29 protein-coding genes and 1 pseudogene are annotated in these 25,583 nt (G+C 58.0%); all 30 read right to left on the reverse strand.

Going from position 1 to position 25,583, the window contains the following annotated elements; all coding sequences use genetic code 11:
- Positions 1-238: helix-turn-helix domain-containing protein (locus G560_RS0116490; protein WP_244870048.1), on the reverse strand; the 238-nt coding region annotated here is incomplete at its 3' end.
- A 104-nt stretch (positions 239-342) separates the two neighbouring features.
- Positions 343-951, reverse strand: a pseudogene (locus G560_RS19610) (MBL fold metallo-hydrolase); the annotation flags it as partial.
- On the reverse strand, positions 948-1,727 hold the full coding sequence (locus tag G560_RS0116500) for a type III pantothenate kinase (protein ID WP_022705397.1): 780 nt from the start codon (positions 1,725-1,727) through the stop codon (positions 948-950). The gene G560_RS0116500 and the pseudogene G560_RS19610, both read right to left, overlap by 4 nt.
- A gap of 19 nt (positions 1,728-1,746) precedes the next feature.
- A complete protein-coding gene (locus tag G560_RS0116505; protein ID WP_022705398.1) occupies positions 1,747-2,469 on the reverse strand; it encodes a biotin--[acetyl-CoA-carboxylase] ligase in 723 nt (240 codons plus the stop codon).
- A 28-nt stretch (positions 2,470-2,497) separates the two neighbouring features.
- Positions 2,498-3,937 (reverse strand): NADH-quinone oxidoreductase subunit NuoN, encoded by a 1,440-nt coding sequence (nuoN, locus tag G560_RS0116510; protein WP_022705399.1) that lies wholly within the window; start codon positions 3,935-3,937, stop codon positions 2,498-2,500.
- Positions 3,938-3,947: 10 nt separating this feature from the next.
- A complete protein-coding gene (locus tag G560_RS0116515; RefSeq protein WP_022705400.1) occupies positions 3,948-5,486 on the reverse strand; it encodes an NADH-quinone oxidoreductase subunit M in 1,539 nt (512 codons plus the stop codon).
- Positions 5,486-7,600, reverse strand: coding sequence for an NADH-quinone oxidoreductase subunit L (gene nuoL, locus G560_RS0116520; RefSeq protein WP_022705401.1), 2,115 nt, complete (start codon positions 7,598-7,600; stop codon positions 5,486-5,488). The genes G560_RS0116515 and nuoL overlap by 1 nt, the downstream gene beginning before the upstream one ends.
- Before the next feature lie 3 nt (positions 7,601-7,603).
- Positions 7,604-7,909 carry an NADH-quinone oxidoreductase subunit NuoK gene (gene nuoK / locus G560_RS0116525; RefSeq protein ID WP_022705402.1) on the reverse strand — a complete coding sequence of 102 codons (306 nt, stop codon included), beginning with the start codon at positions 7,907-7,909 and terminating at the stop codon, positions 7,604-7,606.
- Between the two features lie 96 nt (positions 7,910-8,005).
- Positions 8,006-8,494: a hypothetical protein gene (locus G560_RS0116530; RefSeq protein ID WP_155947354.1), complete on the reverse strand. Its 489-nt coding sequence runs from the start codon at positions 8,492-8,494 to the stop codon at positions 8,006-8,008.
- A gap of 23 nt (positions 8,495-8,517) precedes the next feature.
- On the reverse strand, positions 8,518-9,132 hold the full coding sequence (locus tag G560_RS0116535; RefSeq protein WP_022705404.1) for an NADH-quinone oxidoreductase subunit J: 615 nt from the start codon (positions 9,130-9,132) through the stop codon (positions 8,518-8,520).
- Positions 9,129-9,539: a carboxymuconolactone decarboxylase family protein gene (locus tag G560_RS0116540; protein WP_022705405.1), complete on the reverse strand. Its 411-nt coding sequence runs from the start codon at positions 9,537-9,539 to the stop codon at positions 9,129-9,131. The genes G560_RS0116535 and G560_RS0116540 overlap by 4 nt, the downstream gene beginning before the upstream one ends.
- Entirely contained in the window at positions 9,536-10,039 is a 504-nt protein-coding gene (gene nuoI, locus G560_RS0116545; RefSeq protein WP_028914204.1) for an NADH-quinone oxidoreductase subunit NuoI, read from the reverse strand. Before nuoI ends, G560_RS0116540 begins: the two co-directional genes overlap by 4 nt.
- A gap of 2 nt (positions 10,040-10,041) precedes the next feature.
- Positions 10,042-11,079, reverse strand: coding sequence for an NADH-quinone oxidoreductase subunit NuoH (gene nuoH / locus G560_RS0116550; RefSeq protein WP_022705407.1), 1,038 nt, complete (start codon positions 11,077-11,079; stop codon positions 10,042-10,044).
- Positions 11,080-11,135: 56 nt separating this feature from the next.
- Entirely contained in the window at positions 11,136-11,555 is a 420-nt protein-coding gene (locus tag G560_RS0116555; RefSeq protein WP_022705408.1) for a hypothetical protein, read from the reverse strand.
- A 3-nt stretch (positions 11,556-11,558) separates the two neighbouring features.
- Positions 11,559-13,577, reverse strand: a complete 2,019-nt coding sequence (gene nuoG, locus G560_RS0116560; protein WP_022705409.1) for an NADH-quinone oxidoreductase subunit NuoG — start codon at positions 13,575-13,577, stop codon at positions 11,559-11,561.
- A gap of 4 nt (positions 13,578-13,581) precedes the next feature.
- Entirely contained in the window at positions 13,582-14,073 is a 492-nt protein-coding gene (locus G560_RS0116565; RefSeq protein WP_028914205.1) for a DUF3291 domain-containing protein, read from the reverse strand.
- Positions 14,070-14,360 (reverse strand): hypothetical protein, encoded by a 291-nt coding sequence (locus tag G560_RS0116570; protein ID WP_022705411.1) that lies wholly within the window; start codon positions 14,358-14,360, stop codon positions 14,070-14,072. The genes G560_RS0116565 and G560_RS0116570 overlap by 4 nt, the downstream gene beginning before the upstream one ends.
- On the reverse strand, positions 14,357-15,652 hold the full coding sequence (gene nuoF / locus G560_RS0116575) for an NADH-quinone oxidoreductase subunit NuoF (protein WP_022705412.1): 1,296 nt from the start codon (positions 15,650-15,652) through the stop codon (positions 14,357-14,359). The genes G560_RS0116570 and nuoF overlap by 4 nt, the downstream gene beginning before the upstream one ends.
- Before the next feature lie 9 nt (positions 15,653-15,661).
- On the reverse strand, positions 15,662-15,898 hold the full coding sequence (locus G560_RS0116580) for a DUF5337 domain-containing protein (protein ID WP_022705413.1): 237 nt from the start codon (positions 15,896-15,898) through the stop codon (positions 15,662-15,664).
- A 2-nt stretch (positions 15,899-15,900) separates the two neighbouring features.
- A complete protein-coding gene (locus G560_RS19615) occupies positions 15,901-17,136 on the reverse strand; it encodes an NADH-quinone oxidoreductase subunit E (RefSeq protein ID WP_022705414.1) in 1,236 nt (411 codons plus the stop codon).
- A complete protein-coding gene (locus G560_RS0116590) occupies positions 17,136-17,504 on the reverse strand; it encodes a hypothetical protein (RefSeq protein WP_022705415.1) in 369 nt (122 codons plus the stop codon). Before G560_RS0116590 ends, G560_RS19615 begins: the two co-directional genes overlap by 1 nt.
- The gene (locus G560_RS0116595) at positions 17,504-18,712 is read right to left on the reverse strand and encodes an NADH-quinone oxidoreductase subunit D (protein WP_028914207.1); all 1,209 of its coding nucleotides are present in this window, start codon (positions 18,710-18,712) and stop codon (positions 17,504-17,506) included. Before G560_RS0116595 ends, G560_RS0116590 begins: the two co-directional genes overlap by 1 nt.
- On the reverse strand, positions 18,712-19,596 hold the full coding sequence (locus tag G560_RS0116600; protein ID WP_028914208.1) for a sulfotransferase family protein: 885 nt from the start codon (positions 19,594-19,596) through the stop codon (positions 18,712-18,714). Before G560_RS0116600 ends, G560_RS0116595 begins: the two co-directional genes overlap by 1 nt.
- Before the next feature lie 5 nt (positions 19,597-19,601).
- A complete protein-coding gene (locus G560_RS0116605; RefSeq protein WP_028914209.1) occupies positions 19,602-20,207 on the reverse strand; it encodes an NADH-quinone oxidoreductase subunit C in 606 nt (201 codons plus the stop codon).
- Positions 20,208-20,218: 11 nt separating this feature from the next.
- Positions 20,219-20,752, reverse strand: a complete 534-nt coding sequence (locus G560_RS0116610) for a NuoB/complex I 20 kDa subunit family protein (protein WP_033419488.1) — start codon at positions 20,750-20,752, stop codon at positions 20,219-20,221.
- Complete coding sequence (locus tag G560_RS0116615; protein WP_022705420.1) at positions 20,743-21,108, reverse strand: NADH-quinone oxidoreductase subunit A; 366 nt, start codon at positions 21,106-21,108, stop codon at positions 20,743-20,745. The genes G560_RS0116610 and G560_RS0116615 overlap by 10 nt, the downstream gene beginning before the upstream one ends.
- A gap of 214 nt (positions 21,109-21,322) precedes the next feature.
- On the reverse strand, positions 21,323-22,108 hold the full coding sequence (locus G560_RS0116620; RefSeq protein ID WP_022705421.1) for a crotonase/enoyl-CoA hydratase family protein: 786 nt from the start codon (positions 22,106-22,108) through the stop codon (positions 21,323-21,325).
- On the reverse strand, positions 22,098-22,994 hold the full coding sequence (locus tag G560_RS19620; protein WP_022705422.1) for a hydroxymethylglutaryl-CoA lyase: 897 nt from the start codon (positions 22,992-22,994) through the stop codon (positions 22,098-22,100). Before G560_RS19620 ends, G560_RS0116620 begins: the two co-directional genes overlap by 11 nt.
- 3 nt (positions 22,995-22,997) lie before the next feature.
- A complete protein-coding gene (locus tag G560_RS0116630) occupies positions 22,998-23,642 on the reverse strand; it encodes a glutathione S-transferase family protein (protein WP_022705423.1) in 645 nt (214 codons plus the stop codon).
- Complete coding sequence (locus G560_RS0116635; protein WP_022705424.1) at positions 23,639-25,573, reverse strand: acetyl-CoA carboxylase biotin carboxylase subunit; 1,935 nt, start codon at positions 25,571-25,573, stop codon at positions 23,639-23,641. Before G560_RS0116635 ends, G560_RS0116630 begins: the two co-directional genes overlap by 4 nt.
- Positions 25,574-25,583: the final 10 nt, after the last annotated feature.

The raw sequence follows: 25,583 nt of genomic DNA on the forward strand, positions 1-25,583 counted from the left end.
GGCGCTCTTTGCGTGATTTGCGCTGATCCGAAACAAGCCATGCTGTCAGCTGAGTGACATACGGATCCAGCTTGCTCGGACGATCCGGCGTCTGAAACGCTGGCTCAACAATCCCCTCCCGCAAATACTTCTTGATCGTGTTGCGCGAGATGCCCGTGCGCCGCGCGATCTCGCGAATGGGCATCTTCTCTCGCAGCGCCCATCCCCGGATAACTTTTAAAAAACTCATGTCTATCACTCCAAGTGCCCCCAGCTGATTCAAGCTGAGGCAAGGTTGCACATGGGTCAGTTCTCAGTGACAATTTTTGCTGTTGCCGGGTCAGTTCTCAGTGACAATCAACACACGTTGGTACTGTCACACATCAACGCCTTGACGGGCCGTTCGCGCGCGATGGCTTGGAACATATTCGCATCCCATGCCTCGCCCACCAGTGGTTTTTCGTCCAGCTTGAAGTCGCCGGAATGGACGATACGCCCCGCCTCGGTGTCAATCACCAAAGCCGAGCTTTCGGGGATGGAATGGCTGACGGGCACGAATTGCACGTCAAATGGGCCAGCCTTGACCACATCGGGACGGGCCTCGACCACGGTGATCGCGTCTTTGGGGTGGCCGTGTTCGTCAAACTTTAGCCGCCCGATGGTGGCGGTGAATTTGCGGGCATAGACGGGGCATTTGAACTTGCCCCAGAAATGCGCGACCGCGCCGATATGGTCTTCGTGGGCGTGGGTGATGAAAATCGCCTCAAGCCGGTCTTTGCGGGCCTCTAGCCATGCCATATCTGGCATGATCAGGTCCACGCCGGGGGTGGTGTCCATATCGGGGAAGGTCACGCCCAGATCGACGAGGATCAGGCGTTCTTTGTCTTCGGGGCCATAGCCGTAAACATATGCGTTCATCCCGATCTCGCCCGCGCCGCCGAGGGGGAGATAGATTAGCCGGTTCGCTTTCATGCGGTGTCCGTTTCCTTGTTCAGTTCGTTAATGAGGACAAGGCCATGCATGGTCAAATCGCCCTCGATGGCGTCAAAAATTTCGGTTCCCTGCTGGAACAACGGGGCAAGCCCCCCGGTGGCGATAACCTTCATCGGGCGCGGATGCTCCAGTCTGATCTGGCGGCAAATGCCTTCGACAAGGCCAATGTAGCCCCAATACACCCCTGACTGCATACAGGCCACCGTATTCTTTCCGATCACGTGTTCGGGTTTGCTGACATCGACGTGAGGTAAGGCGGCGGCGGCCATAGACAAGGCTTGCAGCGACAGGTTCACGCCGGGGGAAATGACCCCGCCGATATAGGCGCCGTCTTGGTCGACCACGTCAAAGGTGGTGGCGGTGCCGAAATCGACCACGATCAGATCGCCGCCGTGGCGCGCAAAGCCTGCGGCGGTGTTGACCAGCCGGTCAGGACCGACCGAGGTGCCCGGATCGACTCGTGGGGCGGTTGGCAGTTTGCATTCGGGTTTGCCCACGACCAGCGGGCGGCAGTTGAAATAGCGGTCGGTCAGCACGCGCAGGTTAAACACCACGCGCGGCACGGTAGAGGAAATGATGGTTTCGGTAATTTGGGCGTTCACCTTGTTCAGGGTCATCAAGGTGGTCAGCCAAACGAAATACTCATCCGCCGTGCGTTTATGATCGGTCGAACAGCGCCATGTGGCGATAAATTCCGTCCCATCCCAGATGGAAAAGACGGTGTTGGTATTGCCGCAGTCTATGGCCAAAAGCATGAGGCGCGTTCCTTTTGGGTCAAAAAAAGATTTCCGCGGCGGGGATGGCGCGGCGGGCGTGCGGCGTTTGCAGGATCAACGCACCTGTGTCGTCGATGGTTTCGAAAATGCCGGTTTGGGTGTCATGGCCCGTGCGCGCCGTGATGGGTTCACCGATGCGGGCGGCATGGGACAGCCATTCGGTGCGCAAGGGCGCGAAGCCTTGGGTCGTGAAAATGATTTCCCAATGGGCATAGGCGCGGGCGAGTGCGGTGAGGAAAGCCTCGGGTGTGACGCGCGTGCCGGTTTCGCCAAGCAGGCTGACGGGGGGCGTGGCGGTGGGTTCGACTTGGTCAGCTGTAGGGGCGGCGATCAGGTTCACGCCTGTGCCAATGGCAAGGGTTTGTATCCGTTGCCCTGTCCCGCTGCTTTCCAGCAAAATTCCTGCCAGCTTGCCCCCGTTCAGCAACACGTCATTGGGCCATTTCAGCGCAAATCCTGTGGTAAGGTTCGTAAGCGATACGCAAGCATCGCGCAATGCCAAGGCGGCGGCAAAGGAACGCAACGCAACTTGGTCGGCGGATTCGGTCGGTTGCAGCGCAAGGGTGGCGTAGAGATTTCCACGCGGGCTGCTCCACGGGCGGCCACGGCGCCCCCTGCCGCCGGTTTGTTCCGCCGCCATGATCCAAGTGGGGCTGTCTGGGGCCAAACGCGCGGCATAGGCATTGGTGCTGTCGACCGTATCCAGCAAAATTCGGGCCACGCCTTGTGGCCAGCCCGAGGGAGCTGCGTTAGTTGACAAGCGTTTGCGCCGCCAATTGGGCCACGCCTTCGATGCCAAAAAGGTTGATCACACCAAACACCATGATCAAAGCTGACCCCATCAACGCCGCCCATTGTACGGTGCCCATACGGGCGTCGACGCCGTCGCCCTCGGCCCCGAAATAGATGTAGAATACGATGCGCAGGTAGTAAAACGCGCCAATGACTGAGGCAATGGCACCCGCGATGGCAAGCCATGTCATATCGGCATTCACCGCCGCTTGCAGCACATAGAACTTGCCGAAAAACCCTAGCATCGGTGGCACGCCTGCAAGGCTGAACAACAGCACGAGCATGGCAAGCGCCTGCAAGGGGGCCTTTTTAGATAGCATGTTCAAGCTGTCGATAGAGGTTACGGCATGGCCATCCTTTTCCATCGACAAGATGAAAGCAAAGGTGCCGATGTTCATGGTCACATAGATTGCCATATAGATCAGCATCGCCTGCACGCCAAAGGCCGTGCCCGAGGCTAGGCCGATCAAGGCAAAGCCCATATGCGAGATTGAGGAATAAGCCATCAGGCGCTTAATATCGCGCTGGCCGATGGCGGCAATTGCGCCGACGAACATGGACAGCACCGCAAGCAGCGCAATAACCTGCCCCCATTGCCCCGGGATCGCGCCGAATGCGTCATACATCAGGCGAGCCAGCAGGGCCATTGCCGCAACCTTGGGGGCCGTGGCGAAAAACGCCGTGACGGGGGTGGGCGAGCCTTCGTAAACATCGGGTGTCCACATGTGGAACGGCACGGCCGAAACTTTGAACGCAAGGCCGGTGATCAGGAACACAAGGCCAAAGAGCAGGCCAAGCGGAATGTCACCGCTGGAAAGCGTCGACAGAATGCCCGCAAAATCGGTGGTGCCTGCATAGCCATATGTCAGCGAAGCGCCGTAGAGCAGGATGCCCGAAGACAAGGAGCCTAGGACGAAATACTTCAGCCCTGCCTCGGACGATTTCACGCTGTCACGGCGAAAGCTGGCCACGACGTAAAGCGCCAAGGATTGCAGTTCCAACCCCATATACAACGCGATCAGATCGCCAGCCGAGACCATGAACATCATGCCCAAAACCGCAAGCGCGACTAGGATGGGGTATTCAAACCGCAACATCCCGCGTTTGACCATGAAATCATGGCTGATAATCAGCACGGCGGCGGCGGACAAAAGGATCGTCACCTTGGCATAGCGCGCAAAGGGGTCATCGTTGAACATGCCGTCAAAGGCGGTCCGTTCGCCCGAGGTGCCAACCCCGATCCAGAACGCGAGCAGGATGAACATGCCTGCCATGGCCCAGTTTACGGTGCCAGCCAGCGCATCCTTGCCCGTGTAGACCACGGCCAAAAGCGTGCCCATGGCGAAGAGGGCCAAGGTGATTTCCGGAAGGACGGTTGAAAAATCGTTCGGGTTCATCTGTCGTCCCTCAATGCTTGGCCATTTGCGCATCACCCGCGGCGGGGATGGCGGCCTGGTAATCAGTCACGAGCGCGGTCACCGAGGGGCCGATGATATCGGTCACAAGGCTGGGGTACACGCCCAAAAGCAGTGTCATCACCACCAGCGGCGCAAAAATCGCGCGTTCGCGGGTGGTCATATCGGTGATGGATTTCAGGCTTTCCTTGATCAGGTCGCCAAACACTACGCGGCGGTACAGCCACAGGCCGTAAGACGCAGACAAGATCACGCCCGATGTGGCCACAGCGGCAACCCAAGTGTTGACTTGGAACACACCGACCAAGGTCAGGAATTCGCCGACAAAACCGGATGTGCCGGGAAGGCCGACGTTTGCCATAGTAAAGAACATGAAGATAAGCGCGTAATGCGGCATCCGGTTTACAAGGCCGCCGTAGGCGTCGATGTCTCGGGTGTGCATGCGGTCATAAATCACGCCCACGCAGAGGAACAACGCGCCCGAGATGAAGCCGTGGCTGATCATCTGGAAAATCGCGCCATCAATGCCCTGCTGGTTCGCCGCAAAAATCCCCATCGTCACGTAACCCATGTGGGCGACCGAGGAATAGGCGATCAGCTTTTTCATATCCTGTTGGGCCAAGGCCACGAGGGATGTGTAAACAATCGCAATCGCCGACATCCACAAAACCAATGGCGCAAGCAGGTCTGCACCAATGGGGAACATCGGCAGGCTGAACCGCAAGAAACCGTAGCCGCCCATTTTCAGCAATATCGCCGCCAGCACAACCGAACCCGCCGTCGGGGCCTGAACGTGCGCATCGGGCAACCATGTGTGCACCGGCCACATCGGCATTTTCACCGCAAAGCTGGCGAAAAAGGCAAGGAACAGCAGGGTTTGCAAACCGCCAACGATTTGGAAGCCTACGATGTTCATCGTGTCGGACCCGAAATTATGCGCCAAAAGCGTGGGGATGTCGGTACTGCCAGCATCGACAAACATCGCGATCATCGCAACCAGCATCAGCACCGAGCCAAGGAAGGTATAGAGGAAAAATTTGAACGCCGCATAGATCCGCGCTTTGCCGCCCCAGATGCCGATGATCAGGAACATCGGGATCAAGCCTGCCTCAAAGAACAGATAAAACAGCACGAGATCAAGCGCGCAGAACACGCCGAGCATCAGCGTTTCCAGCATCAGGAATGCGATCATGTATTCTTTGACGCGGGTTTCCACGGACCAGCACGACGCGATGGTGATCGGCATCAGGAACGTGGTCAGCATCACGAACAGCACCGAAATGCCATCGACGCCCATTTTGTATTTCAGGCCAAGGATCCAGTCGTATTCTTCAACAAACTGAAAACCGGTGTTGGCGGGGTCAAACCCTATCAAAACGAAAGCCGACACAAGGAAGGTTGTCGAGGTCGCGATAAGCGCCACCCATTTGGCATTGTTGCGCGCGGCCGCATCGTCGCCCCGCAAGAACAGCGCCAGAATACCAGCGGCAACCGCTGGAATGAAGGTGATGATGGAAAGAAGGTTATCCATTAGTGCGCGCCCCCCGAGAGCGTCATCCAGGTGACAAGGGCAACGATGCCCAGCACCATGGCGAATGCGTAGTGAAAGATGTAACCGGATTGCGCGCGCCCAGCGAGGCGGGTGAGCATTGGGATGATGCCCATGGCGATGCCGTTGATCGCCCCGTCAATGACGTCACCATCGCCCCGCTTCCACAAAAAGGCACCAAGCCATTTTGCGGGGCGGACAAAGATCAGGTCATAGAGTTCGTCAAAGTACCATTTGTTCAACAAGAACAGGTACAGCGGGCGCTGCTGGGCGGCCAGCTTGGCAGGGATTTCTGGGCTGGCGATGTAGAATTTCCAGGCCAAGACAAAGCCAAGGACCATCGCGACAAAAGGCGACACCTTGACCCATTTCGGCACGTCATGCGCCTCGTGGATGGTGTTATTGTCTGGACCAAAGAAGATCGCCCCTTTGGGGGCAGTGCCAGGCGTCATCGCAGCATGGGTATCGGTTGTGGCCTCGGCGGCATGCGTTGTGGTTGCCGCTTCCGTTGTTGCAGCTTCCGCCGTTGCCTCGGTCGGTGCATGGCCTTCGCTTTCGGCCTGATGATGGGCGGCTTCCATGCCGAACCAACTGTGAACCTTGTCCAGATCGCCAAAGAAGGAATTGTACCAAACCATCCCCGAGAACACAGCCCCCAGTGCCAGAACACCCAGCGGCACAAGCATCACCTTAGGGGACTCGTGCGCGTGGTCATGCGTATGATGGTCGCCGCGTGGCTTGCCATAGAAGGTCATGAACATCAAACGCCAGCTGTAGAAACTGGTCATCAAGGCGGCAATCACCAACATCCAGAAGGCAAAGTTGGACCCGACAAAGGCGCTTTCGATCACCGCATCTTTGGACAGAAAGCCTGCAAAACCGATATGGGTTAGCGGGATACCAACGCCGGTAATCGCCAATGTACCGATCATCATGGCGGCAAAGGTCATCGGGATCTTTTTGCGCAGACCGCCATAGTTCCGCATATCCTGTTCATGGTGCATGGCATGGATAACCGAGCCTGCACCAAGAAACAGCATCGCCTTGAAAAACGCGTGTGTGAACAGGTGGAACATCGCGACCGGATAGGCACCAACCCCTGCGGCCACAAACATGTACCCCAACTGCGACATGGTCGAATAGGCGATCACGCGCTTAATGTCGTTTTGCACCAAACCAATGGTCGCCGCGACAAAGGCGGTCAGCGCGCCAAGCGTGGTGACAAATGTCAACGCATGCGGGGCGTATTCAAAGATTGGCGACATGCGGCAAACCAAGAACACACCGGCGGTTACCATCGTCGCCGCGTGGATCAGCGCCGAAACAGGGGTCGGACCTTCCATCGCGTCGGGCAACCATGTGTGCAAGAACAGCTGCGCCGATTTACCCATCGCGCCGATGAACAGCAGCACAGCAATCAGTTCCGCCGCGTTCCAGTCGGCCCAAAGGAAATGCAGGTTGGTTTCGGCCAGCATGGGACCTGCGGCAAACACATCATCCAGACGGATGCTGTCGGTCAGGAAAAACAGCGCGAAAATGCCAAGGGCAAAGCCGAAATCGCCGACACGGTTGACCACGAAGGCCTTGATCGCGGCGGCATTGGCCGTGGGTTTGCGGTAGTAAAACCCGATGAGCAGATACGAGGCAACGCCCACCCCTTCCCAGCCAAAGAACATCTGCACAAGGTTATCGGCCGTGACCAGCATCAACATCGCAAAGGTAAAGAACGAGAGATAGGCGAAAAAACGGGCCTTGTAGTGTTCATGGTGCGACCAATTATCGTCATGCGCCATGTAGCCAAAGCTGTAGAGATGCACCAAGGCCGATACGGTGGTGATGACCACCAGCATGATCGCGGTCAGGCGGTCAAGGCGGATACCCCAATCGGTTGACAGGCTGCCAGATTCGATCCAGCGCAGCACGGTAATATGCGTGGTGTCATCAATCGCGCCAAGGAAGATGACCCAAGACAGCAAGGCCGCAAGGAACACGAGGCCCGTGGTGATGACCTGGCCTGCGAATTCGCCAATCACACGCCAGCCAAAGCCGCAGATCAGGGCGCCAATCAGAGGCGCAAAAAGGATGATCGTTGCCATTGCTTAGCCTTTCATCACGTTGACGTCTTCGACGTCGATGGTGCCACGGGTCCGGAAGAAGGTCACAAGGATCGCAAGGCCAATCGCGGCCTCGGCGGCGGCGACCGTCAGGATGAACATGGTAAAGATCTGGCCAACCAGATCGCCATGAAAGGACGAAAAGGCGACAAGGTTGATGTTGACCGACAGCAGCATCAGCTCAATCGACATCAAGATGACGATCACGTTCTTTCGGTTCAGGAATATCCCGAAGATGCCAACCACAAACAGCGCCGCGGCGACCGCCAAGTAATGCTCTAATCCAACCATCTTTTCGTCCCTCCGGGTCATTGCCCGATATCGTCATTTTGTCGTCCAATATGGCATCACTGCGTCACTGCAATGATGCCAAAGCATTGCCCATGGTCACATGGTTTCAGGGTAATACAGCCCACAAGCGCAATCTCCGCGCCGTGCCTTTTCGGTATAGGCTTTTGCCAATTGGCCCTTCACGACCACATATCCATATTTCTTGCCGTTGATGACCAACAGATCCAAGTTCGCCAGCTTTTTCTGTTTACGCAGCGCATCAGTGAAGGCAAACAAATCGCCATGCGCAGGCAGCCCCTTAGAGGAGTTTTTCAGCAAATATTCGGCCTGCAGCTGCACCATTTTGCGGGTGGCACAGTTGACCAGCGTGTAGCGTTCCTTGGTGCCAGTGGCATCGGTCTGTTCAACCGAAAGGCCGACATAACCATTGCCCTCATTCACAGCAGGCTTTTCGAAATGCTTGCCAAACTGGTTGGTCGCCTCGCTGCCGCAATTTTTCAACTGGCGGACAACTTGTTTGGTTTCTGCAAAGGCCGCGCCAGACAACACCATCGAAATCACAGCACTAAACATTACAGACTTCATCTTGATCGCTCCCTTAACCATGTTTACAGCCCCTGCCCCGGTTTCACGTCTTTCAATTCCATCGCCTGCGCCGGATCGCGCCACATCTGGTGCAGCACGTTCTGGCGTTTTACATCCTTGCGGTGGCGCAGGGTCAGCACGATCGCCCCGATCATGGCGACCAGCAAAATCATGCCGGCAAGCTGGAACAGCATAAGGTATTTGTCGTAAAGCAGCAGGCCAATCGCGCGGGTGTTTTCCACTTGCGCCATATCAGGCGTCACAGCCTTACGCAGGCCCATCGCCCCATCGGCCTGCACCCAAGCGCCAAGACCGATGCCAAGCTGCATGAGCAAAATCACCCCGATCAGCAAGGCAATCGGCATGTATTTCGCCATTTCGCCCTTCAGCTCGGCAAAATCGACGTCCAGCATCATCACGACAAACAAGAACAACACCGCAACCGCGCCGACATAGACGATGATCAGCAGCATGGCGACAAATTCCGCGCCCAGCAGAACAAACAGCCCCGCCGCAGACAAAAACGCAAGGATCAGCCACAGCACCGAATGCACGGGGTTGCGCGAGACTGTCACCAGAACGCCCGCAGTCACGGCCGTGCAGGCAAAAACGTAAAAGGCCAGATCAACGACGGTCATTCCTTGGTCTCCTCAACTTCGGCAAAGACGGACTGGGCAATTTCCAGCGCCTTTTGCATGGCGGGCAAGCCGCCGAACATGCTCATCTGCCAGATCACCTCGGCGATGTGGCGTTTTGTGGCGCCTGCGGTCAGCGCTTGGCGAATGGTCAGCCGCAGCTGCGGTTCGGCCAGCGCCCCTTGAACGGTCAAGGCGGCGATGGTGACCAGTAAACGGGTCCTCGCATCCAGCCCGTCAGGGTTAAAGGTTTTGCCAAACCACATTTCCAGCATTTCAGGGGGCATGGTTGGGAACAGCTTTTCAAAGCCTTTCACATCCACACCCTCCATCGCAGGGGCAAAGGCGCGTGCCATTTCCTGCCCCTGCGCCATCATGGCCGCAAACATTTTGGTCAGATCATCGGTCATCTGTAGGGCGCATCCAATTCGAGGTTGCGGGCAATTTCTGCCTCCCAACGGTCGCCATTCGCCAGCAGCTTTTCCTTGTCATAGAACAGCTCTTCGCGGGTTTCGGTGGAAAACTCGAAATTCGGGCCTTCGACGATGGCATCGACGGGGCACGCCTCTTGGCAGAAGCCGCAATAAATGCACTTGGTCATGTCGATGTCATAGCGCGTGGTGCGGCGGCTGCCATCCTCGCGCGGTTCGGCATCAATGGTGATCGCTTGGGCGGGGCAAACCGCCTCGCACAATTTGCAGGCAATACAGCGTTCTTCGCCATTGGCATAGCGGCGCAGCACGTGTTCACCACGAAAACGCGGGGACAGTGGCCCCTTTTCATGCGGGTAGTTCAGCGTGGCCTTGGGGGCAAAGAAGTATTTGAAGCCAAGGCCAAAGCCTTTGATGAAATCCACCAGCAAGAAATACTTTGCGGCGCGGTTCCAGTCTATGGCGCGGTTTTCACCCATGATCAGCCTCCAATCGTCCAGCGGGCCCAAAAGCCGCCGAGAACTTCGAATTTTGCAAGGAACGACACCAGCACAACCCAACCGAGCGACAAAGGCAGGAACACTTTCCAGCCAATGCGCATCAATTGGTCATAGCGGTAACGCGGCACGATAGCCTTCACCATGGCGAACATGATGAAGAAGAAGGTCATTTTGCCAACCATCCACAGCACGCCATCGGGCAGGCCCGGAATGGGCGACAGCCAGCCGCCAAAAAACAGCAGTGACATCAGCGCGCACATCAAGAAGATGGCGATATATTCGCCAGCCATGAACAAGAGGTACGGGGTGGACGAATATTCAACCATAAAGCCCGCAACCAGTTCCGATTCCGCCTCGGGCAAATCGAACGGCGGGCGGTTGGTTTCAGCCAAGGCGCTGATAAAGAATAGAAATACCATAGGGAAGTGCGGCAGCCAGTACCAGTTCAACAACCCGTAATCGCCATCTTGGGCCGCAACAATCGCACCAAAGTTCATCGAACCGGTCGATATAATGATACCGATGATGATCAGGCCCAGCGACACCTCGTATGAAATCATCTGCGCAGCCGAGCGCAAAGATCCGAGGAACGGGTATTTGGAGTTGGACGCCCAGCCCCCCATGATCACGCCGTAAACCTCTAGCGACGATACAGCAAAGACAAACAGGATCGCCACGTTGATATCGGACAAAACCCAACCGTCATTGAACGGGATCACCGCCCAAGCCAGAATGGCGAGCACGAACGACAGCATCGGCGCAAGAAAAAACACAGGGCGGTCGGCACCCGCAGGCACAACGATTTCCTTGACCACATATTTCAGCGCATCGGCCACCGATTGCAGCAGGCCAAAGGCCCCCACCACGTTCGGCCCGCGCCGCATTTGCACAGCAGCCCAAACCTTGCGGTCGCCGTAAACCAGAAACAGCAAAGAGATCATCACAAAGGCGATGACCAGAAGACACTGCGCGACGATCAGCAATGTGATCCCCAAGCCCGTTTGCAGAAATTGATCCATGCGCCTTTATCCCTCGGCCTTATTCGTAACAGTCTTTATCGTGTTTAACGTGGTCGTCATATCGTCGGTATCCCTTGTGCGCCGCAGTCGCGGACAGTCACTTCGGCATCAATCGTGATCGCGCCGCGCGGTAATGCGGATGAGATGGTGTAAACCGCATCCCCGCGCCAATTACCACCCGATTTTGCGACCGATGTGCGCACATGGCGCGCAAACCCGAAACCTCGGATCAGCGCGTATTGGGCCGCCGCACAGCGGGCATAAGCCTCGACATCCTGTTGCCCGCGCACGCCCGCCATTGTGACATGGAAATTGACCAGATCACCATCCAGCAAAACGGTTTGGATGCCGTTATAGCGCGGATTGAAATCGGCCCGCCCTGCCACATCATCGCCCACGCCACCGTCTGCCGGCACACAGGCCGACAGGCCGGCAAGCGCCAGCGCAGACAAGGTGATTTGGGCAAAACGGGTCATCGTTTATTCAGCCGCCATTGGTTTGTCTGCCCGCGCTTTTGCTTGGGCCGAAAGTTCGCCCATCAACACCGACGCGCGGGCAATGGGGTTGGTCAGATAGAAATCGCGGACCGCATTGCGGAAATCGGCCTTTGCCGGATCGCGCAACGGAATGCGCTGCCAGTCGTTTTCGGGCACCTCATCAATCGCGCCCAGATGCGGCACGGCGGTGACAATCGCTTTGCGCAAAGCGGTAAGGCTGTCCCATGGCAAGGCATTGCCCAATTCGCCCGACAAGGCGCGCAAAACGGCCCAGTTTTCCTTGGCCTCACCCGGGGCAAACCCTGCGCGGGATGCCATTTGCGGGCGGCCTTCGGTGTTCACAAACAGGCCCGATTCTTCGGTATAGGCGGCACCCGGCAGTACGATATCGGCGCGGTGTGCGCCGCGATCACCGTGGCTGCCTTGGTAAATAACAAAGGCACCGGGGGCGATATCCACCTCATCCGCGCCAAGGTTATAAACAACTTCGGCACCGTCCAACGCGGCGGACATGCCACCATCGGTCACGGCCCCTACATCCATCGCACCCACGCGGGCAGCGGCAGTGTGCAGGATCAGCAGTTTCGATTGCGTATCTTCGGCCAGCTTCATGGCTTGTGACAGAACCGCCTCGCCGTCAGCCTCGTTCAACGCGCCCTGCCCGACAATCACCAGCGACGGCACCTCTAGCACCTTGGAGAATTTACTTTTCAGCAAACCGACCAGATCGCCGCGACCATTGCCAAGGTGGAAATAGTCATAGGTCAGATCAACTTTTTCGCCAACCAAAGCGATATCGGCACCGTTCGACCACGCCTTACGCAAACGCGCATTCAGCACGGGCGATTCCATGCGCGGGTTGGTGCCGATCAGCTGAATCATCTTGGCGCTGTCGATGTCTTCGATCGTCGCCGTGCCAACATAGGCCGAGCGGTTGCCTGCTGGCAGCTTAGCATTATCGGTGCGGCATTCCACGCGGCCGCCCATGCCTTCAATCATCGTCTTCAGGCTGAACGCCGCCTCAACCGGCACCAGATCACCGACCAAGCCTGCAACTTTCTTGCCCTTCATGGCGGCAGCGGCAGCTTGCAGCGCCTCATTCCAGCCCGCTTTGCGCAGCTTGCCGTTTTCACGGATATAAGGGGTATCAAGGCGCTGGCGGCGCAGACCATCCCAGACGAAACGGGTTTTGTCGGAAATCCATTCCTCATTCACGCCGTCATGGTTGCGCGGCAAAATGCGCATGACTTCGCGGCCCTTGGTATCGACGCGGATATTGGCGCCAAGCGCATCCATCACGTCGATGGTTTCGGTCTTGGTCAATTCCCAAGGCCGCGCGGTAAACGCGTAGGGTTTGGAGGTCAGCGCGCCAACAGGGCACAGATCAATGATGTTGCCTTGCAGGTTGCTGTCGAGTGTCGCACCCAAATAGGTTGTGATTTCAGCATCTTCACCACGGCCCGTCTGGCCCATGGTCAAAATGCCCGCAACCTCGGACGTAAAGCGCACGCAGCGGGTGCAGGAAATACAGCGGGTCATGGTGGTGGCGACCAGCGGGCCCAGATCAAGGTCTTCCGACGCACGCTTGGGTTCACGGTAGCGGCTGAAATCAACGCCGTAAGCCATTGCTTGGTCTTGCAAATCACACTCGCCGCCTTGGTCGCAAATCGGGCAATCAAGGGGGTGGTTGATCAGCAAAAATTCCATCACGCCTTCGCGCGCCTTTTTCACCATGGGCGAATTGGTTTTCACCACAGGCGGCTGGCCTTCGGGGCCGGGGCGCAAATCCTTGACCTGCATCGCGCAGGATGCGGCAGGCTTTGGCGGGCCGCCCACAACTTCGACCAGACACATGCGGCAGTTGCCCGCGATGGTCAGCCGTTCATGGTAACAAAAGCGCGGAATTTCCACGCCTGCCACTTCGGCGGCTTGGATCAGCGTCATTGCGCCTTCCACCTCAACCTCGATACCGTCGATGATGATTTTCTTTAGGTTGGACATGCCATTACTCCGCCGCAACTTCAGCGCAACCGTGGGTTTTCCACGCCTGTGCATCGCTCAGATAGGACCAGCCAAAGGCCACATCACTATCACCATGTTCTTGTTTATACGCCAGTTTTTCCAGCGCCTCATCCAATGTGGGGCGGTGGCCCGCAGGCACCCACCACATCACGAAATGCATCTTGCCCAAAACCTCGAACCATTCGGCCCGACGGTCATAGAATTGTTTGTGAACGGTTTTCCACACAAAGGTCTCAAGGCTGGCGGCATCTTCCCAGACGGTCAGGTTAGAGACATATTGCGGGTCGCCGCCGATTTTCGCATCGGTGTTGCCCGTCCCGGGTTCGCCGGACCATTCCATCATCCACACAAAGCCGGGCATGCGTTTGCCAAGCCCGTTCACGCGGTCCAGATTTTCCATAAAATCGGCCACGCGCGGGTCATCGGTGGGGGCCAACAGGCGGCCTACGTTCAATTCTGCCAGATGCATTTTCATGCGCACCCCCGCACGATCAGCCACGCATTGTCGCGGAACCGATCATTGATCGAAGTTTGCGCGCGGCCCACGCAGTACTGCGCGGCGGCGCGCTGCGCCTCCATCCCCTCCCAGTTCTCGAACGGCCGGCCCATCCGGCGCACTTCCAGCGCACCCGATCCGGTTTTGGAAACGGCATATTCCACCCCGTCCAACACAATCGGGCCACGCGCCACAGGGGCAGGCGTAGAGACGCAGGCCGACAGGGCCAGCGCGCCGAATGTCAAAGGGATGGCGGCGTGCATCATTCTGCTGCCATTGCCCCCATGCGCCCGGTTTTCTTGGCCTTGATACGGTCCTCAATCTCCTCGCGGAAATGGCGCACGAGGCCTTGGATCGGCCAAGCCGCCGCATCACCCAGCGCGCAAATGGTGTGGCCTTCGACCTGTTTGGTGACCGACAACAGCATGTCAATCTCTTCAACCTCGGCCTCGCCACGGACCAAACGGTCCATCACACGCATCATCCAGCCCGTGCCTTCGCGGCAGGGCGTACACTGGCCGCAAGATTCGTGCTTGTAGAACTTGGACAGGCGCCAGATCGCTTTGATGACATCCGTGCTTTGATCCATCACGATAACCGCAGCAGTCCCAAGGCCCGAGCGTTGTTCACGCAGCCAGTCGAAATCCATGATCGCATCATCACACTGCGCCGCGTTCAACATCGGTACGGATGACCCGCCGGGGATCACGGCTTTGATGTTTTTCCAACCGCCCCGCACGCCGCCACAGTGACGGTCCAGCAACTCGCGTAGGGTGATCGACATTTCTTCTTCGACGACACACGGGTTTACCACATGGCCCGAAATGCCAAACAGCTTGGTTCCTGCATTGTTCGGGCGGCCAAAGCCTGCAAACCAATCGGCGCCACGGCGCAGAATGGTCGGCACAACGGCAATGGATTCCACGTTGTTCACAGTGGTAGGGCAGCCATAAAGGCCCGCACCTGCAGGAAACGGTGGCTTCATCCGTGGCATGCCTTTTTTTCCCTCAAGGCTTTCCAGCAGCGCGGTTTCTTCGCCGCAGATATAGGCGCCTGCCCCATGGTGCAGATAGCAATCAAAATCCCAGCCGGAGCCAGCCGCGTTTTTGCCAATCAGCCCCGCGTCATAGCATTCGTCAATCGCGGCCTGCAGCGCCTCTTTTTCGCGGATATATTCGCCGCGAATATAGATATAGCAGGCATTGGCCCCCATCGCGAAAGACGCGATCAGCGCGCCTTCGATCAGCGTATGGGGATCATGGCGCATGATCTCGCGGTCTTTGCAGGTGCCGGGTTCGGATTCGTCCGCGTTGATCACCAGATAGGACGGGCGACCATCGCTTTCCTTGGGCATAAACGACCATTTCAGGCCCGTCGGGAAACCCGCACCGCCACGACCGCGCAGGCCTGACGCCTTGATCTGGTCCACCAACCAGCCGCGCCCATTGGCGATAAACCCTGCCGTGCCGTTCCAATGCCCACGCTTTTTCGCGCCAGCAAGGGTGCGGTCATGCATCCCGTACAGATTGGTAAAGATCCGATCTTGATCTTTCAGCATGTCATGCCCTCAATTGTCTGCATCAGCATTGCGCTGACGCCAGAGCCGAAAAGTTACCACCAGCGCAAAGGCGAAACCCGCCAATGCCGCAAGATCAAAGAGAAAGACAAAGCGCGCCTCCCACCCCAGTTTGCCGCCGATGAATTGCGCGCCCAACCACAGGACCATTGTGGCCACCAGAACAACCGCGACAAGCCGCGCCTGTTTAGCCTGATGAACCTCGGATGGAGTGGGCGTTTTCTTCATGGTCAATATTCATTCGTTTTGGCGCGGATCAGGAATGCGTCCATCCCGATCTCGCCAATCAGTCTCGCCTGCGCCACCCATTTGTCGCGGGTCACACGGCCCTTAAAGCCTTTCAGGTTGCCATCCATCCAAGCAATTTCCGCATCACCCCAAGCGGCGATTTGGTCAAAGTGGAAAATGCCCATCGAATTGCACAGCTTTTCCAACGCGGGGCCGATACCCTCGATCTTTTTCAGGTCATCGGCGCCGCCCTTGCGCGCAGTTTTCAGGCCGACGGGTTTTGTCCCAGCCCCAGCCTCGACCGGAGTGGCGACGATTGCAGCTTTAGGTGCCGCGTTTGGCGCTGGTTTCTTCACTGCTTTCGCGGGGGCTGCCGACGCGGCAACAGTTGCCGATGATTTTGGCAGTGCCTTTTCAACGGCAGTAGATTTTGCGGCCTTGTCGGACGCAGCCTTTTGGGCCTTGGTCATCGTGGCATCGGCAACCTTGGCGCTTGGCTTGGCACTGGCCTTGGTCGCTTTGCCGCCGGATTTCCCTAACCATGGCGTCAGGATTGGCACTTCTGTGCCATCAATCCGCTTCACCGTATCGCCAATATCCACCGCTTCTTGGGCGCTGGCGTTATAGGGTTTGCGGCCTTTTTCAAAATCCTTAAGGCTGGTCAAACCACCCAAGGGTTCGCAGGAATAGCGGCCGTTTTGCGGGCCGGGCACGGGCACCTCGCCTTTGGAAAAGCGTGCGATCAGGTCGCGCAGTTTTTCGGGGGTCAGATCCTCATAGTAATCCTTGCCGATCTGGGCCATCGGCGCGTTGGTGCAGGCCCCCAGACATTCGACCTCTTCCCACGAAAACTTGCCATCGGCTGACAGGGTGTGCGGCTTTTCAGCGATCAATTCCTTGCAGACGGCGACCAAATCCTCGGCCCCGCAAATCATGCAGGACGTGGTGCCGCAAATCTGGATATTTGCAATCGACCCAACGGGTTGCAACTGAAACATAAAGTAAAATGTCGCCACTTCCAGCGCGCGGATATAGGCCATACCCAGCATTTCAGCGATGTGTTCAATCGCGGGACGGGTCAGCCAACCTTCCTGTTCTTGGGCGCGCCACAGCAGCGGAATGATCGCCGATGCCTGACGCCCCTCGGGGTACTTCGAGATCTGGCCTTCGGCCCAAGTTTGGTTGGCCGGGGTAAAGGCGAAAGAGGCGGGCTGTTCTTTGTGCAGGCGGCGTAACATCAGGCGGCTCCGTTCGAAATCATGGCGATAAGCGCGACAGCCAGCACAACAAGTGCTGCGATGCCTGCGCTAAGATGTCTAGCAAAAGGCTTGCCGATGCGGGCGTAGATAACCGTATCGGCACAGGCCATAAAGGCCAAAACAGCGGCCCAAGCCGCAAGAACCGTCAGGTCGCCATACAGCGCGACAAACAGCGAAAAGCCGAAAAAGGCGATGTAGCGGTCCAGCATCACTTGCGGAAGCTGTTCCATATGGTGGGTCATCACCACAAGGCCGCGCGCAGGATTAGGCAAGCAAATCAGGGCGATAGCGTCCGTGATTGCCGCGCCAACCCATGCAAGCCCTTGTGCTGCCCCAACCCAATCCATCAGCGGTCAATTTCCCCGAATACAACGTCCATCGTGCCGATGATCGCGGCCACATCGGCCAGTTGGTGGCCTTTGCACAGGTAATCCATCGCTTGCAGGTGCAAGAACCCCGGCGCGCGGATCTTGGCGCGGTAAGGTTTATTGGTGCCATCCGCGACCAGATAAACCCCAAATTCGCCCTTGGGGGCCTCAACTGCGGCATAAATATCACCCGCGGGCACATGGAACCCTTCGGTGTACAGTTTGAAATGGTGGATCAATGCTTCCATCGAGGTTTTCATCTCGCCACGTTTCGGCGGGGTGATTTTGCCACGGGCCAGAATATCACCGGGTTCCTTGCGCAATTTGGCAAGCGCCTGACGGATGATCGAGGTGCTTTCGCGCATTTCCTGCATCCGGCACAGATAGCGGTCATAGCAATCGCCATTTTTGCCCACAGGGATTTGGAATTCAAATTCGTCATAGCATTCATAGGGCTGCGCGCGGCGCAAGTCCCATGCAAGGCCGGACCCCCGCACCATAACGCCCGAAAAACCCCAATCGAGGATGTCTTGTTCGCTGACAACACCAATATCGGCGTTACGCTGTTTGAAGATGCGGTTTTCGGTCAGCAGCCCGTCGATATCGTTCAAAACGCGCGGGAATTCCAGCGCCCAAGTGTCCATATCTTCGATCAGCGCCGGTGTCAGATCCTGATGCACACCACCGGGGCGGAAATAGGCGGCGTGCAGACGCGCGCCACAAGCGCGTTCGTAAAACACCATCAGCTTTTCGCGCTCTTCAAAGCCCCAGAGCGGCGGTGTCAGCGCCCCCACGTCCATCGCTTGCGTCGTCACGTTCAGCAAGTGGTTCAAAACACGGCCAATTTCGCAAAACAACACGCGGATCAACTGCGCGCGGCGCGGCACCTCAACGCCTGTCAGCCTTTCAATCGCCAAGCACCAAGCATGTTCCTGGTTCATTGGCGCCACATAATCCAGCCGGTCGAAATAGGGCAGGTTTTGCAAATACGTGCGGCTTTCCATCAGCTTTTCGGTGCCACGGTGCAGCAGCCCGATATGCGGATCGCAGCGTTCCACAATCTCGCCGTCCAATTCCAGCACAAGCCGCAAAACACCGTGGGCCGCAGGGTGTTGCGGGCCAAAGTTCAAGTTGAAATTGCGGATCTTCTGCTCGCCTGTCAGCGCGTCGTCAAAACCACCGTCCATCATAGTCCCTCACCCATATTCTTGCGCCAATTGGCCGGAATATCCGGATAGTGGCGGGCGACAAAGTCATATTGCGGGCGCAACAGCGCGCGCGCAGCGTCATATTGTGCAGGTGCCATTGCCAAGGCAGGGCCCACATGCACAGGCTGGTCAAAACTGGCACCTTTATAGGCGATGCCTAAAAAGGCGCAGATGCGGGCGATACCGGCGGGCGTAAGCATCTCTTCCATGAACATAATCAACAGCTTAGACGGGTCTACCGCCGCATTCAGCCGCTCAATTGCACCTTTGTAATCGCCGCGTTCGGTCAGACTGCTTTGGACACCCGCCAACACGCGGTCCATTGTCGCCTTGCAGGCCGCCGCCAAATCGCGCGCGGCGTCCCCTGCCCTGCGTTCGACCATACGCACATGGCTCCACAGCCGCGCCACAGGGTCGCGCATCAGGTAAATAAAGCGCGTGTCGGGTGACAGTTTCGCCATTTCCGTCAACCGCTTAACGGGCAGCAACGCATAAGACGGCGTGATATCGGCGACCAGCGCATGCTTATCCATGCCCCAAGTCAAATAGGCCAGATAATTGGCGGTGTTTTCGGCCCGATTCTCAAGCACTTTTTTCCAATGCATCACGTCTTGCATTTTGACCGACGCCCGATTGCGGGTTTTGCCCTTTGCATCCGCCAAACGGTCACGCAACCGCGCCGCCTTGTTGCGGTGCAAGGCAATTTGCCGCTGAAACGCGCCGGTTTCTTGCGTGTCGAAATAATGCAGTTCCTTGATCGACCGCACATGACAATCCGGGTGGTCGGACAAATAGTCGAAAAGCCAGCTGGTGCCGGATTTCGTTGCCCCCACGCAAAACATGATGGTCGGTTCTTGCGTCACGCCGCTTAACCCTTGGCCTTGTCGTCACCGGGCAGCACGTATTGCGCGCCTTCCCATGGCGACATGAAATCGAACTGACGGTATTCCTGAACCAGCTTTACCGGTTCATAAATCACGCGCTTTTGCGCCTCGTCATAACGCACTTCGGTATAGCCTGTGGTTGGGAAATCCTTGCGCAAAGGATGGCCGCGAAAGCCATAATCAGTCAGGATGCGGCGCAAATCGGGATGACCCGAAAACAAGATCCCGAACATATCGAAAATCTCACGCTCAAACCAATTTGCCGACGGGTGAACGGATGTCAGCGATGGCACCATTTCATCTTCGCGCACCGACACTTTCAGCCGGATGCGGTGGTTTTGGTACATCGACAGAAAGTGGTACACCACATCAAACCGGCCCGTTGTACGTTCGGGCAAATCAACTGCCGTGATGTCGACAAGGCTTGAAAAACGGCAGCTTGCATCGGTTTTCAGAAAATCGACAAAACCCACCAAAAAGCGGGCCTCGACGGTAACTGTCAACTCACCATGCGTTATGGCTGTGGACACGACCGCATCGGGGTGGCGCAGTTCCAACTGGCCTGCAAGTTCGCTCAGGGCTTCGGTCATCATATACTCCCTTAACGAACCAGCGTGCCGGTGCGGCGGATTTTGCGCTGCAATTGCAAGATGCCGTACAAAAGCGCCTCGGCCGTCGGTGGGCAGCCAGGCACATAAATATCCACAGGCACGATCCGGTCACAGCCACGCACAACCGAATAGCTGTAGTGGTAATAGCCGCCGCCATTGGCGCAGGACCCCATCGAAATCACATATCGTGGTTCCGGCATCTGGTCGTAAACCTTGCGCAGCGCAGGTGCCATTTTATTGGTCAGCGTACCGGCCACGATCATCACATCCGACTGGCGTGGGGATGCGCGGGGCGCAAAGCCAAAGCGTTCCACGTCATAGCGCGGCATCGCTGTGTGCATCATTTCCACCGCACAGCAAGCCAAACCAAAGGTCATCCAGTGCAGCGACCCTGTGCGCGCCCAGTTGATGATATCTTCGGTCGAGGTCAGCAAAAACCCTTTGTCCTGCAACTCGGCATTCAGGGCTTGGGTCGAAACCTCAAGGTCCGCCCCCGCCGTATTGGCTCCGGCCATCACTCCCATTCGAGCGCCCCTTTCTTCCATTCATATGCAAAACCGACGGTCAGCACCGCCAAGAACACCATCATCGACCAGAACGCCGCCATGCTGATCTCGCCAAAGGCGACGGCCCATGGGAACAAAAACGCGACTTCCAGATCAAAGATGATGAAAAGGATCGAGACGAGGTAAAACCGCACGTCAAATTTCATCCGCGCGTCATCAAACGCGTTGAAGCCGCATTCATAGGCCGACACTTTTTCGGGGTCGGGGTTGCGCACGGCCAGCACAACGGCCGCCAGAATCAGCACCAGCCCAAGGCCTACGGCAATGACCAAAAAGATGATTATGGGCAGGTATTCCCGGAGAAGATGGTCCACGAAGATGCTCCTATCGCTGGCGACATGCTGGTTTCCACCCCAAGGGGAGAAATCGCTCTCTTCGTTCCATCTACTCCTCCCCCCCGTCGGGGTCAACCGACGCAGGCGCTAAAACCTGCGCTTTGCGCCAACGAAATGCGTGAAATACTGCAAGCTTACCCTGTGGCAGAATGGGCCGAGCGGGCCGCGCAAGGTTTTCTGTGGGGGAAAGCGATTACTGCGCCCAATCAGGCTTTTCTTTTGTAAAGAATGCGTTAATTCCTAAAGTCGCTTCGGGGCTTTCCCAACGGGTGACCAAGGCCGCAATACTGGCCTCTATGTCGGCGGCTGTTGGCATCGGCTGCAGGGTACGGATCAAGGCTTTTGCCTCGGCCACGGCCCCTGGTGCGCAAGACAGGTAAGGTTTCACCTCGGCCTGAATGGCTGCGTCCAAATCACCCGGCCAGACCACACGGGCCAAAAGACCCAATTGCACCGCCTCATCCGCATCGAAAATCCGCGCGCTGGCAAAAACGCGCCGCGCATGGGCCGCCCCCATCCGTGCGATGACATAGGGGCCGATAGTTGCAGGGATCAGGCCCAGCCGCGTTTCGGTCAGACCAAACCGCGCCTCGGCCACACCGATCGCCACATCGCAGACCGACATAAGGCCAACACCACCGCCGTAAGCCTGCCCCTGCACCCGCCCGATCAGCGGCTTGGGCAAGCTGTTCAGCGCAGCCAACATCATCGCCAGCTTGCGTGCCTCAGCCGCGCGCGTCGGGCCATCGGCAGCCATTTGGTCTTGCATCCACGCCAAATCACCGCCTGCACAAAAGCTGTCGCCCTGTGCGGCCAGAATGACCACGCGCACCGCCCTATCGGCCCCCAGCGCCTGCGCCGCATCGGTCAGTTCCGCAATCATTTTTGCCGACATGGCGTTGCGTTTATCGGGGCGGGCAAGGGTAAGCGTTGCCACGCCGCGCGGATCAACCTCTAGGCGAAGGGTGTCATAGGTCATGGTTTAATCCTTTTGTATCAAGCGGCTGCATCAAGGGGCTGCGCATCGATTGCGCCAGTGCTGCGGCTTGGTTCAGGGTCGCCGCATCGAGCCCCGTGTCAAACCCGTGTGCCGCCAAATAGGCCGCAACCCGTTCGGTCGCGACATTGCCCGCCGCCCCCGGCGCATAGGGGCAACCGCCCAAACCACCCACGGCGGCATCAAACACCCGCAAGCCCCGCGCCAAAGACACGCCGATATTATCCAGCGCGCGGCCGTTGGTATCATGGTAATGCCCCGCCAAACGGCTCGCAGGCAATTCATTCAAAACCGCCGCCAGCATTGCATCAATCGCTTCCGCTGTGCCCTGCCCGATGGTGTCGCCAAGGCTCACCTCATGGCAGCCCAGATCGCGCAAGGCTGCCACGGTTTTCGCCACGGCCTGCGGCGGGGTCGGCCCGTCATAGGGGCAATCGGTGACGCAAGAGACATAGCCGCGCAGCCGCAGCCCATCTTGCAGTGCGGCCGATGCCACTGGAGCAAAGCGCGCAAGGCTTTCGGCAATGGTCGCGTTCAGATTGGCGCGCGAAAACCCCTCGGACGCTGCCCCGAATACCGCCACCTCATCGGCCCCCGCCAAACGCGCCGCCGCATAGCCCTGCATGTTTGGCGTCAGCGCGCCATAGATCACCCCTGCCCGCCGCGTGATACCCGCCATTACTGCGGCGCTATCGGCCATTTGCGGCACCCATTTGGGTGACACAAAACTCGCCACTTCGATCCGCCGAAACCCTGCTGTGGACAGCAGATCAATCAGCGCGATTTTGCGGTCCAAGGCAATGACAGACTTTTCATTTTGCAACCCATCGCGGGGTCCAACCTCGTATATTTCGGCAAATTCTTGCATAAATCAAACATTCGGTGGGGGGTAAAAGGGTTGGGTGTAAATCAGCGGCGGACCATCCTGCGCCAGCGCGCGCACAAACGCCGCGCGCTGTTCAAGTCGGGCAAGATAGGCCCGCGCCGCATCGGACAGCAGCGTAAAGCGTTGGCCGAGCGCCAAGCCATAACCGCATTGGATATCGGCGGCCGAGAACCCGTTCGCCAGCAAATAGCCCTGCCCTGCTTGTGCCGCCACCGCGTCCAGACAAATCGCCAGCCGCTTTGCTTCAAGGCGCATGACAGTGGGCGAGCGCATGTGATCGTCGCGCAGCATCAAATGGTGCTGGGTCAGGTTGGCCAGATGCTGCCCGATGGTTTCGCCAAAATGCAGCCATTCAAGGTAATCGGCGCGTTCCGGATGCCCTATGGGGCGTGATAAATGCGGCGCGCGGCTTTCGGCCAGATATTCGGCCATTGCCCCGCTTTCAAACATTGTCCGCCCGTCAATATCCAGCGCAGGCACACGGCCCGCAGGCGAAATTGCCAGAAAGGCCGGATCCCTTAGGGATTTATCAAACCGCTGCGGGACCAAAGTGAAATCCGCGCCAATCTCATTCAGCAGCCAAAGGATACGAAACGACCGCGATTGGGGCACATGATGCAGCCGGATCATGTGGCATCTTCCAGCACAATCAGCGCCACCCCCGCCTCGACCTGATCACCAGCGACGGCAAGCACCTCGGCCACCACACCATCACGTACCGCCGTCAGGGTATGTTCCATCTTCATCGCCTCTAGCACACACAGCCGGTCGCCGGCCTGCACGCTTTGCCCCGCCGTCACAAACACCGCTTTGACCAGCCCCGGCATGGGCGACAGCGTGGCCTTGCCATCCCCTGCCCCCACAGCATCACGTGCCAGCGGGTCAACGGGGGCAAAGGCAAAGGCACCTTCCGGCGCAAAGACATAAATCGCGCTGGCCGTTTGCACCACAGGGACATGCGGTGCCCCGTCCACTTGCCAGATGCCTGCGCGGCGGGTGGCAATAACCGTGACACCACCCACCATAACCTGCGCGCGGGCCGCGCCCAAGGGTTCTACCACCGCGTCCAGCCGTTCACCCAGATGCATCACCGCAAGGCTGTGACGCAGCGGTGCCCATTGGGTAAAGCCTGCCAGCGGATCATCCGGCAGGTTCGCCGCCGCCAATACCGCCAAGGCTTTGACCATCGTCGACGCCACCGGCACAAGCGTCAGCGCCACCAGATCGCGTTCAATCAACCCCGTATCCACATCACCGCGCGCAAATCCTTTGTGCCGTGCCAAAGCCCCCAGAAAGGCGAGGTTGGTGACCGTTCCTGCCACTTGGGTCTGCGCCAAGGCACGCGACAGCTGCGACAAGGCCACCGCGCGGGTTGGCCCATGCACAATGATCTTGGCGATCATCGGGTCGTACCAAGGGCTGATCACATCACCCGCCCGCACACCGCTATCGGCACGTACGCCTTGGGGAAAGGACAGATGGTCCAGCCGCCCTGTGGCGGGCAAAAAGCCTGCGGGCACATCCTCGGCATAAAGCCGCGCCTCAAACGCGTGGCCGGTGATGGTCAGTTCGTCTTGTTGCCGCGGCAGGCTTTCGCCACTGGCGACGCGCAGCTGCCATTCGACCAGATCGACGCCCGTAATCGCCTCGGTCACGGGATGTTCGACTTGCAGGCGTGTGTTCATTTCCATGAACCAGAACCGATCCGCGCGCAGCCCATCGCTGGCATCAACGATGAATTCAATAGTGCCAGCCCCTTTGTAGCCGATAGCACGCGCCGCCTTGACCGCCGCATCGCCCATCGCTTGTCGCATATCGGCAGGCATATCCGGCGCTGGGGCTTCCTCGATCACCTTTTGGTGCCGCCGTTGCAGGCTGCAATCGCGTTCAAACAGATGGACCGCGTCGGTGCCATCGCCAAACACTTGCACCTCGATATGGCGAGGTTTTTCGACGTATTTTTCAATCAAAACCGCGTCATTGCCAAAGGCGGTGGCCGCCTCGCCCTTGGCACTGGTAAGGGCATCGGCAAAATCCTTGGGGTCAGACACCTTGCGCATGCCTTTGCCACCGCCGCCTGCCACGGCCTTGATCAGCACGGGGTAGGTGATTTTCGCGGCTTGCGTGGCGAGGTTTACAGGGTCTTGATCCTCGCCCAAGTACCCCGGCACCACGGGCACACCCGCCGCTTGCATCAGTTTTTTCGCAGCATCCTTCAGGCCCATCGCGCGGATCGCCTGTGCGGATGGGCCAATGAAGGTCAGGCCCGCCTGTTCGACCGCATCCACAAAATCGGGGTTTTCGGACAGAAACCCATAACCGGGATGAATGGCCTGCGCGCCTGTCATTTTCGCCGCCGCGATGATCGCATCGCCGCGCAGATAGCTGTCGCGGGGCGCGGGGCCGCCGATTGGCACCGCCTCATCCGCCATTGCCACATGTTTGGCACCGGCATCGGCCGAGGAATAAACGGCAACAGTTGCCACGCCGAGTTTGCGGGCGGATTCAATAATCCGGCAGGCGATTTCACCACGGTTGGCAATGAGGATTTTGTGAAACATGTTGTGTCTC

Origin of the sequence: Pseudorhodobacter ferrugineus DSM 5888, assembly GCF_000420745.1 — a bacterium.
Lineage (GTDB): Bacteria > Pseudomonadota > Alphaproteobacteria > Rhodobacterales > Rhodobacteraceae > Pseudorhodobacter > Pseudorhodobacter ferrugineus.

Coding starts and splice junctions, on each gene's coding strand:
- G560_RS0116500 (WP_022705397.1), bottom strand. CDS start 1,727: ATGCTTTTGGCCATAGACTGCGGCAATACCAACACCGTCTTTTCCATC.
- nuoN (WP_022705399.1), bottom strand. CDS start 3,937: ATGAACCCGAACGATTTTTCAACCGTCCTTCCGGAAATCACCTTGGCC.
- G560_RS0116515 (WP_022705400.1), bottom strand. CDS start 5,486: ATGGATAACCTTCTTTCCATCATCACCTTCATTCCAGCGGTTGCCGCT.
- nuoL (WP_022705401.1), bottom strand. CDS start 7,600: ATGGCAACGATCATCCTTTTTGCGCCTCTGATTGGCGCCCTGATCTGC.
- nuoK (WP_022705402.1), bottom strand. CDS start 7,909: ATGGTTGGATTAGAGCATTACTTGGCGGTCGCCGCGGCGCTGTTTGTG.
- G560_RS0116530 (WP_155947354.1), bottom strand. CDS start 8,494: ATGAAGTCTGTAATGTTTAGTGCTGTGATTTCGATGGTGTTGTCTGGC.
- G560_RS0116535 (WP_022705404.1), bottom strand. CDS start 9,132: ATGACCGTCGTTGATCTGGCCTTTTACGTTTTTGCCTGCACGGCCGTG.
- G560_RS0116540 (WP_022705405.1), bottom strand. CDS start 9,539: ATGACCGATGATCTGACCAAAATGTTTGCGGCCATGATGGCGCAGGGG.
- nuoI (WP_028914204.1), bottom strand. CDS start 10,039: ATGGGTGAAAACCGCGCCATAGACTGGAACCGCGCCGCAAAGTATTTC.
- nuoH (WP_022705407.1), bottom strand. CDS start 11,079: ATGGATCAATTTCTGCAAACGGGCTTGGGGATCACATTGCTGATCGTC.
- G560_RS0116555 (WP_022705408.1), bottom strand. CDS start 11,555: ATGACCCGTTTTGCCCAAATCACCTTGTCTGCGCTGGCGCTTGCCGGC.
- nuoG (WP_022705409.1), bottom strand. CDS start 13,577: ATGTCCAACCTAAAGAAAATCATCATCGACGGTATCGAGGTTGAGGTG.
- G560_RS0116565 (WP_028914205.1), bottom strand. CDS start 14,073: ATGAAAATGCATCTGGCAGAATTGAACGTAGGCCGCCTGTTGGCCCCC.
- G560_RS0116570 (WP_022705411.1), bottom strand. CDS start 14,360: ATGATGCACGCCGCCATCCCTTTGACATTCGGCGCGCTGGCCCTGTCG.
- nuoF (WP_022705412.1), bottom strand. CDS start 15,652: ATGCTGAAAGATCAAGATCGGATCTTTACCAATCTGTACGGGATGCAT.
- G560_RS0116580 (WP_022705413.1), bottom strand. CDS start 15,898: ATGAAGAAAACGCCCACTCCATCCGAGGTTCATCAGGCTAAACAGGCG.
- G560_RS19615 (WP_022705414.1), bottom strand. CDS start 17,136: ATGTTACGCCGCCTGCACAAAGAACAGCCCGCCTCTTTCGCCTTTACC.
- G560_RS0116590 (WP_022705415.1), bottom strand. CDS start 17,504: ATGGATTGGGTTGGGGCAGCACAAGGGCTTGCATGGGTTGGCGCGGCA.
- G560_RS0116595 (WP_028914207.1), bottom strand. CDS start 18,712: ATGGACGGTGGTTTTGACGACGCGCTGACAGGCGAGCAGAAGATCCGC.
- G560_RS0116605 (WP_028914209.1), bottom strand. CDS start 20,207: ATGACCGAAGCCCTGAGCGAACTTGCAGGCCAGTTGGAACTGCGCCAC.
- G560_RS0116610 (WP_033419488.1), bottom strand. CDS start 20,752: ATGGGAGTGATGGCCGGAGCCAATACGGCGGGGGCGGACCTTGAGGTT.
- G560_RS0116620 (WP_022705421.1), bottom strand. CDS start 22,108: ATGACCTATGACACCCTTCGCCTAGAGGTTGATCCGCGCGGCGTGGCA.
- G560_RS19620 (WP_022705422.1), bottom strand. CDS start 22,994: ATGCAAGAATTTGCCGAAATATACGAGGTTGGACCCCGCGATGGGTTG.
- G560_RS0116630 (WP_022705423.1), bottom strand. CDS start 23,642: ATGATCCGGCTGCATCATGTGCCCCAATCGCGGTCGTTTCGTATCCTT.
- G560_RS0116635 (WP_022705424.1), bottom strand. CDS start 25,573: ATGTTTCACAAAATCCTCATTGCCAACCGTGGTGAAATCGCCTGCCGG.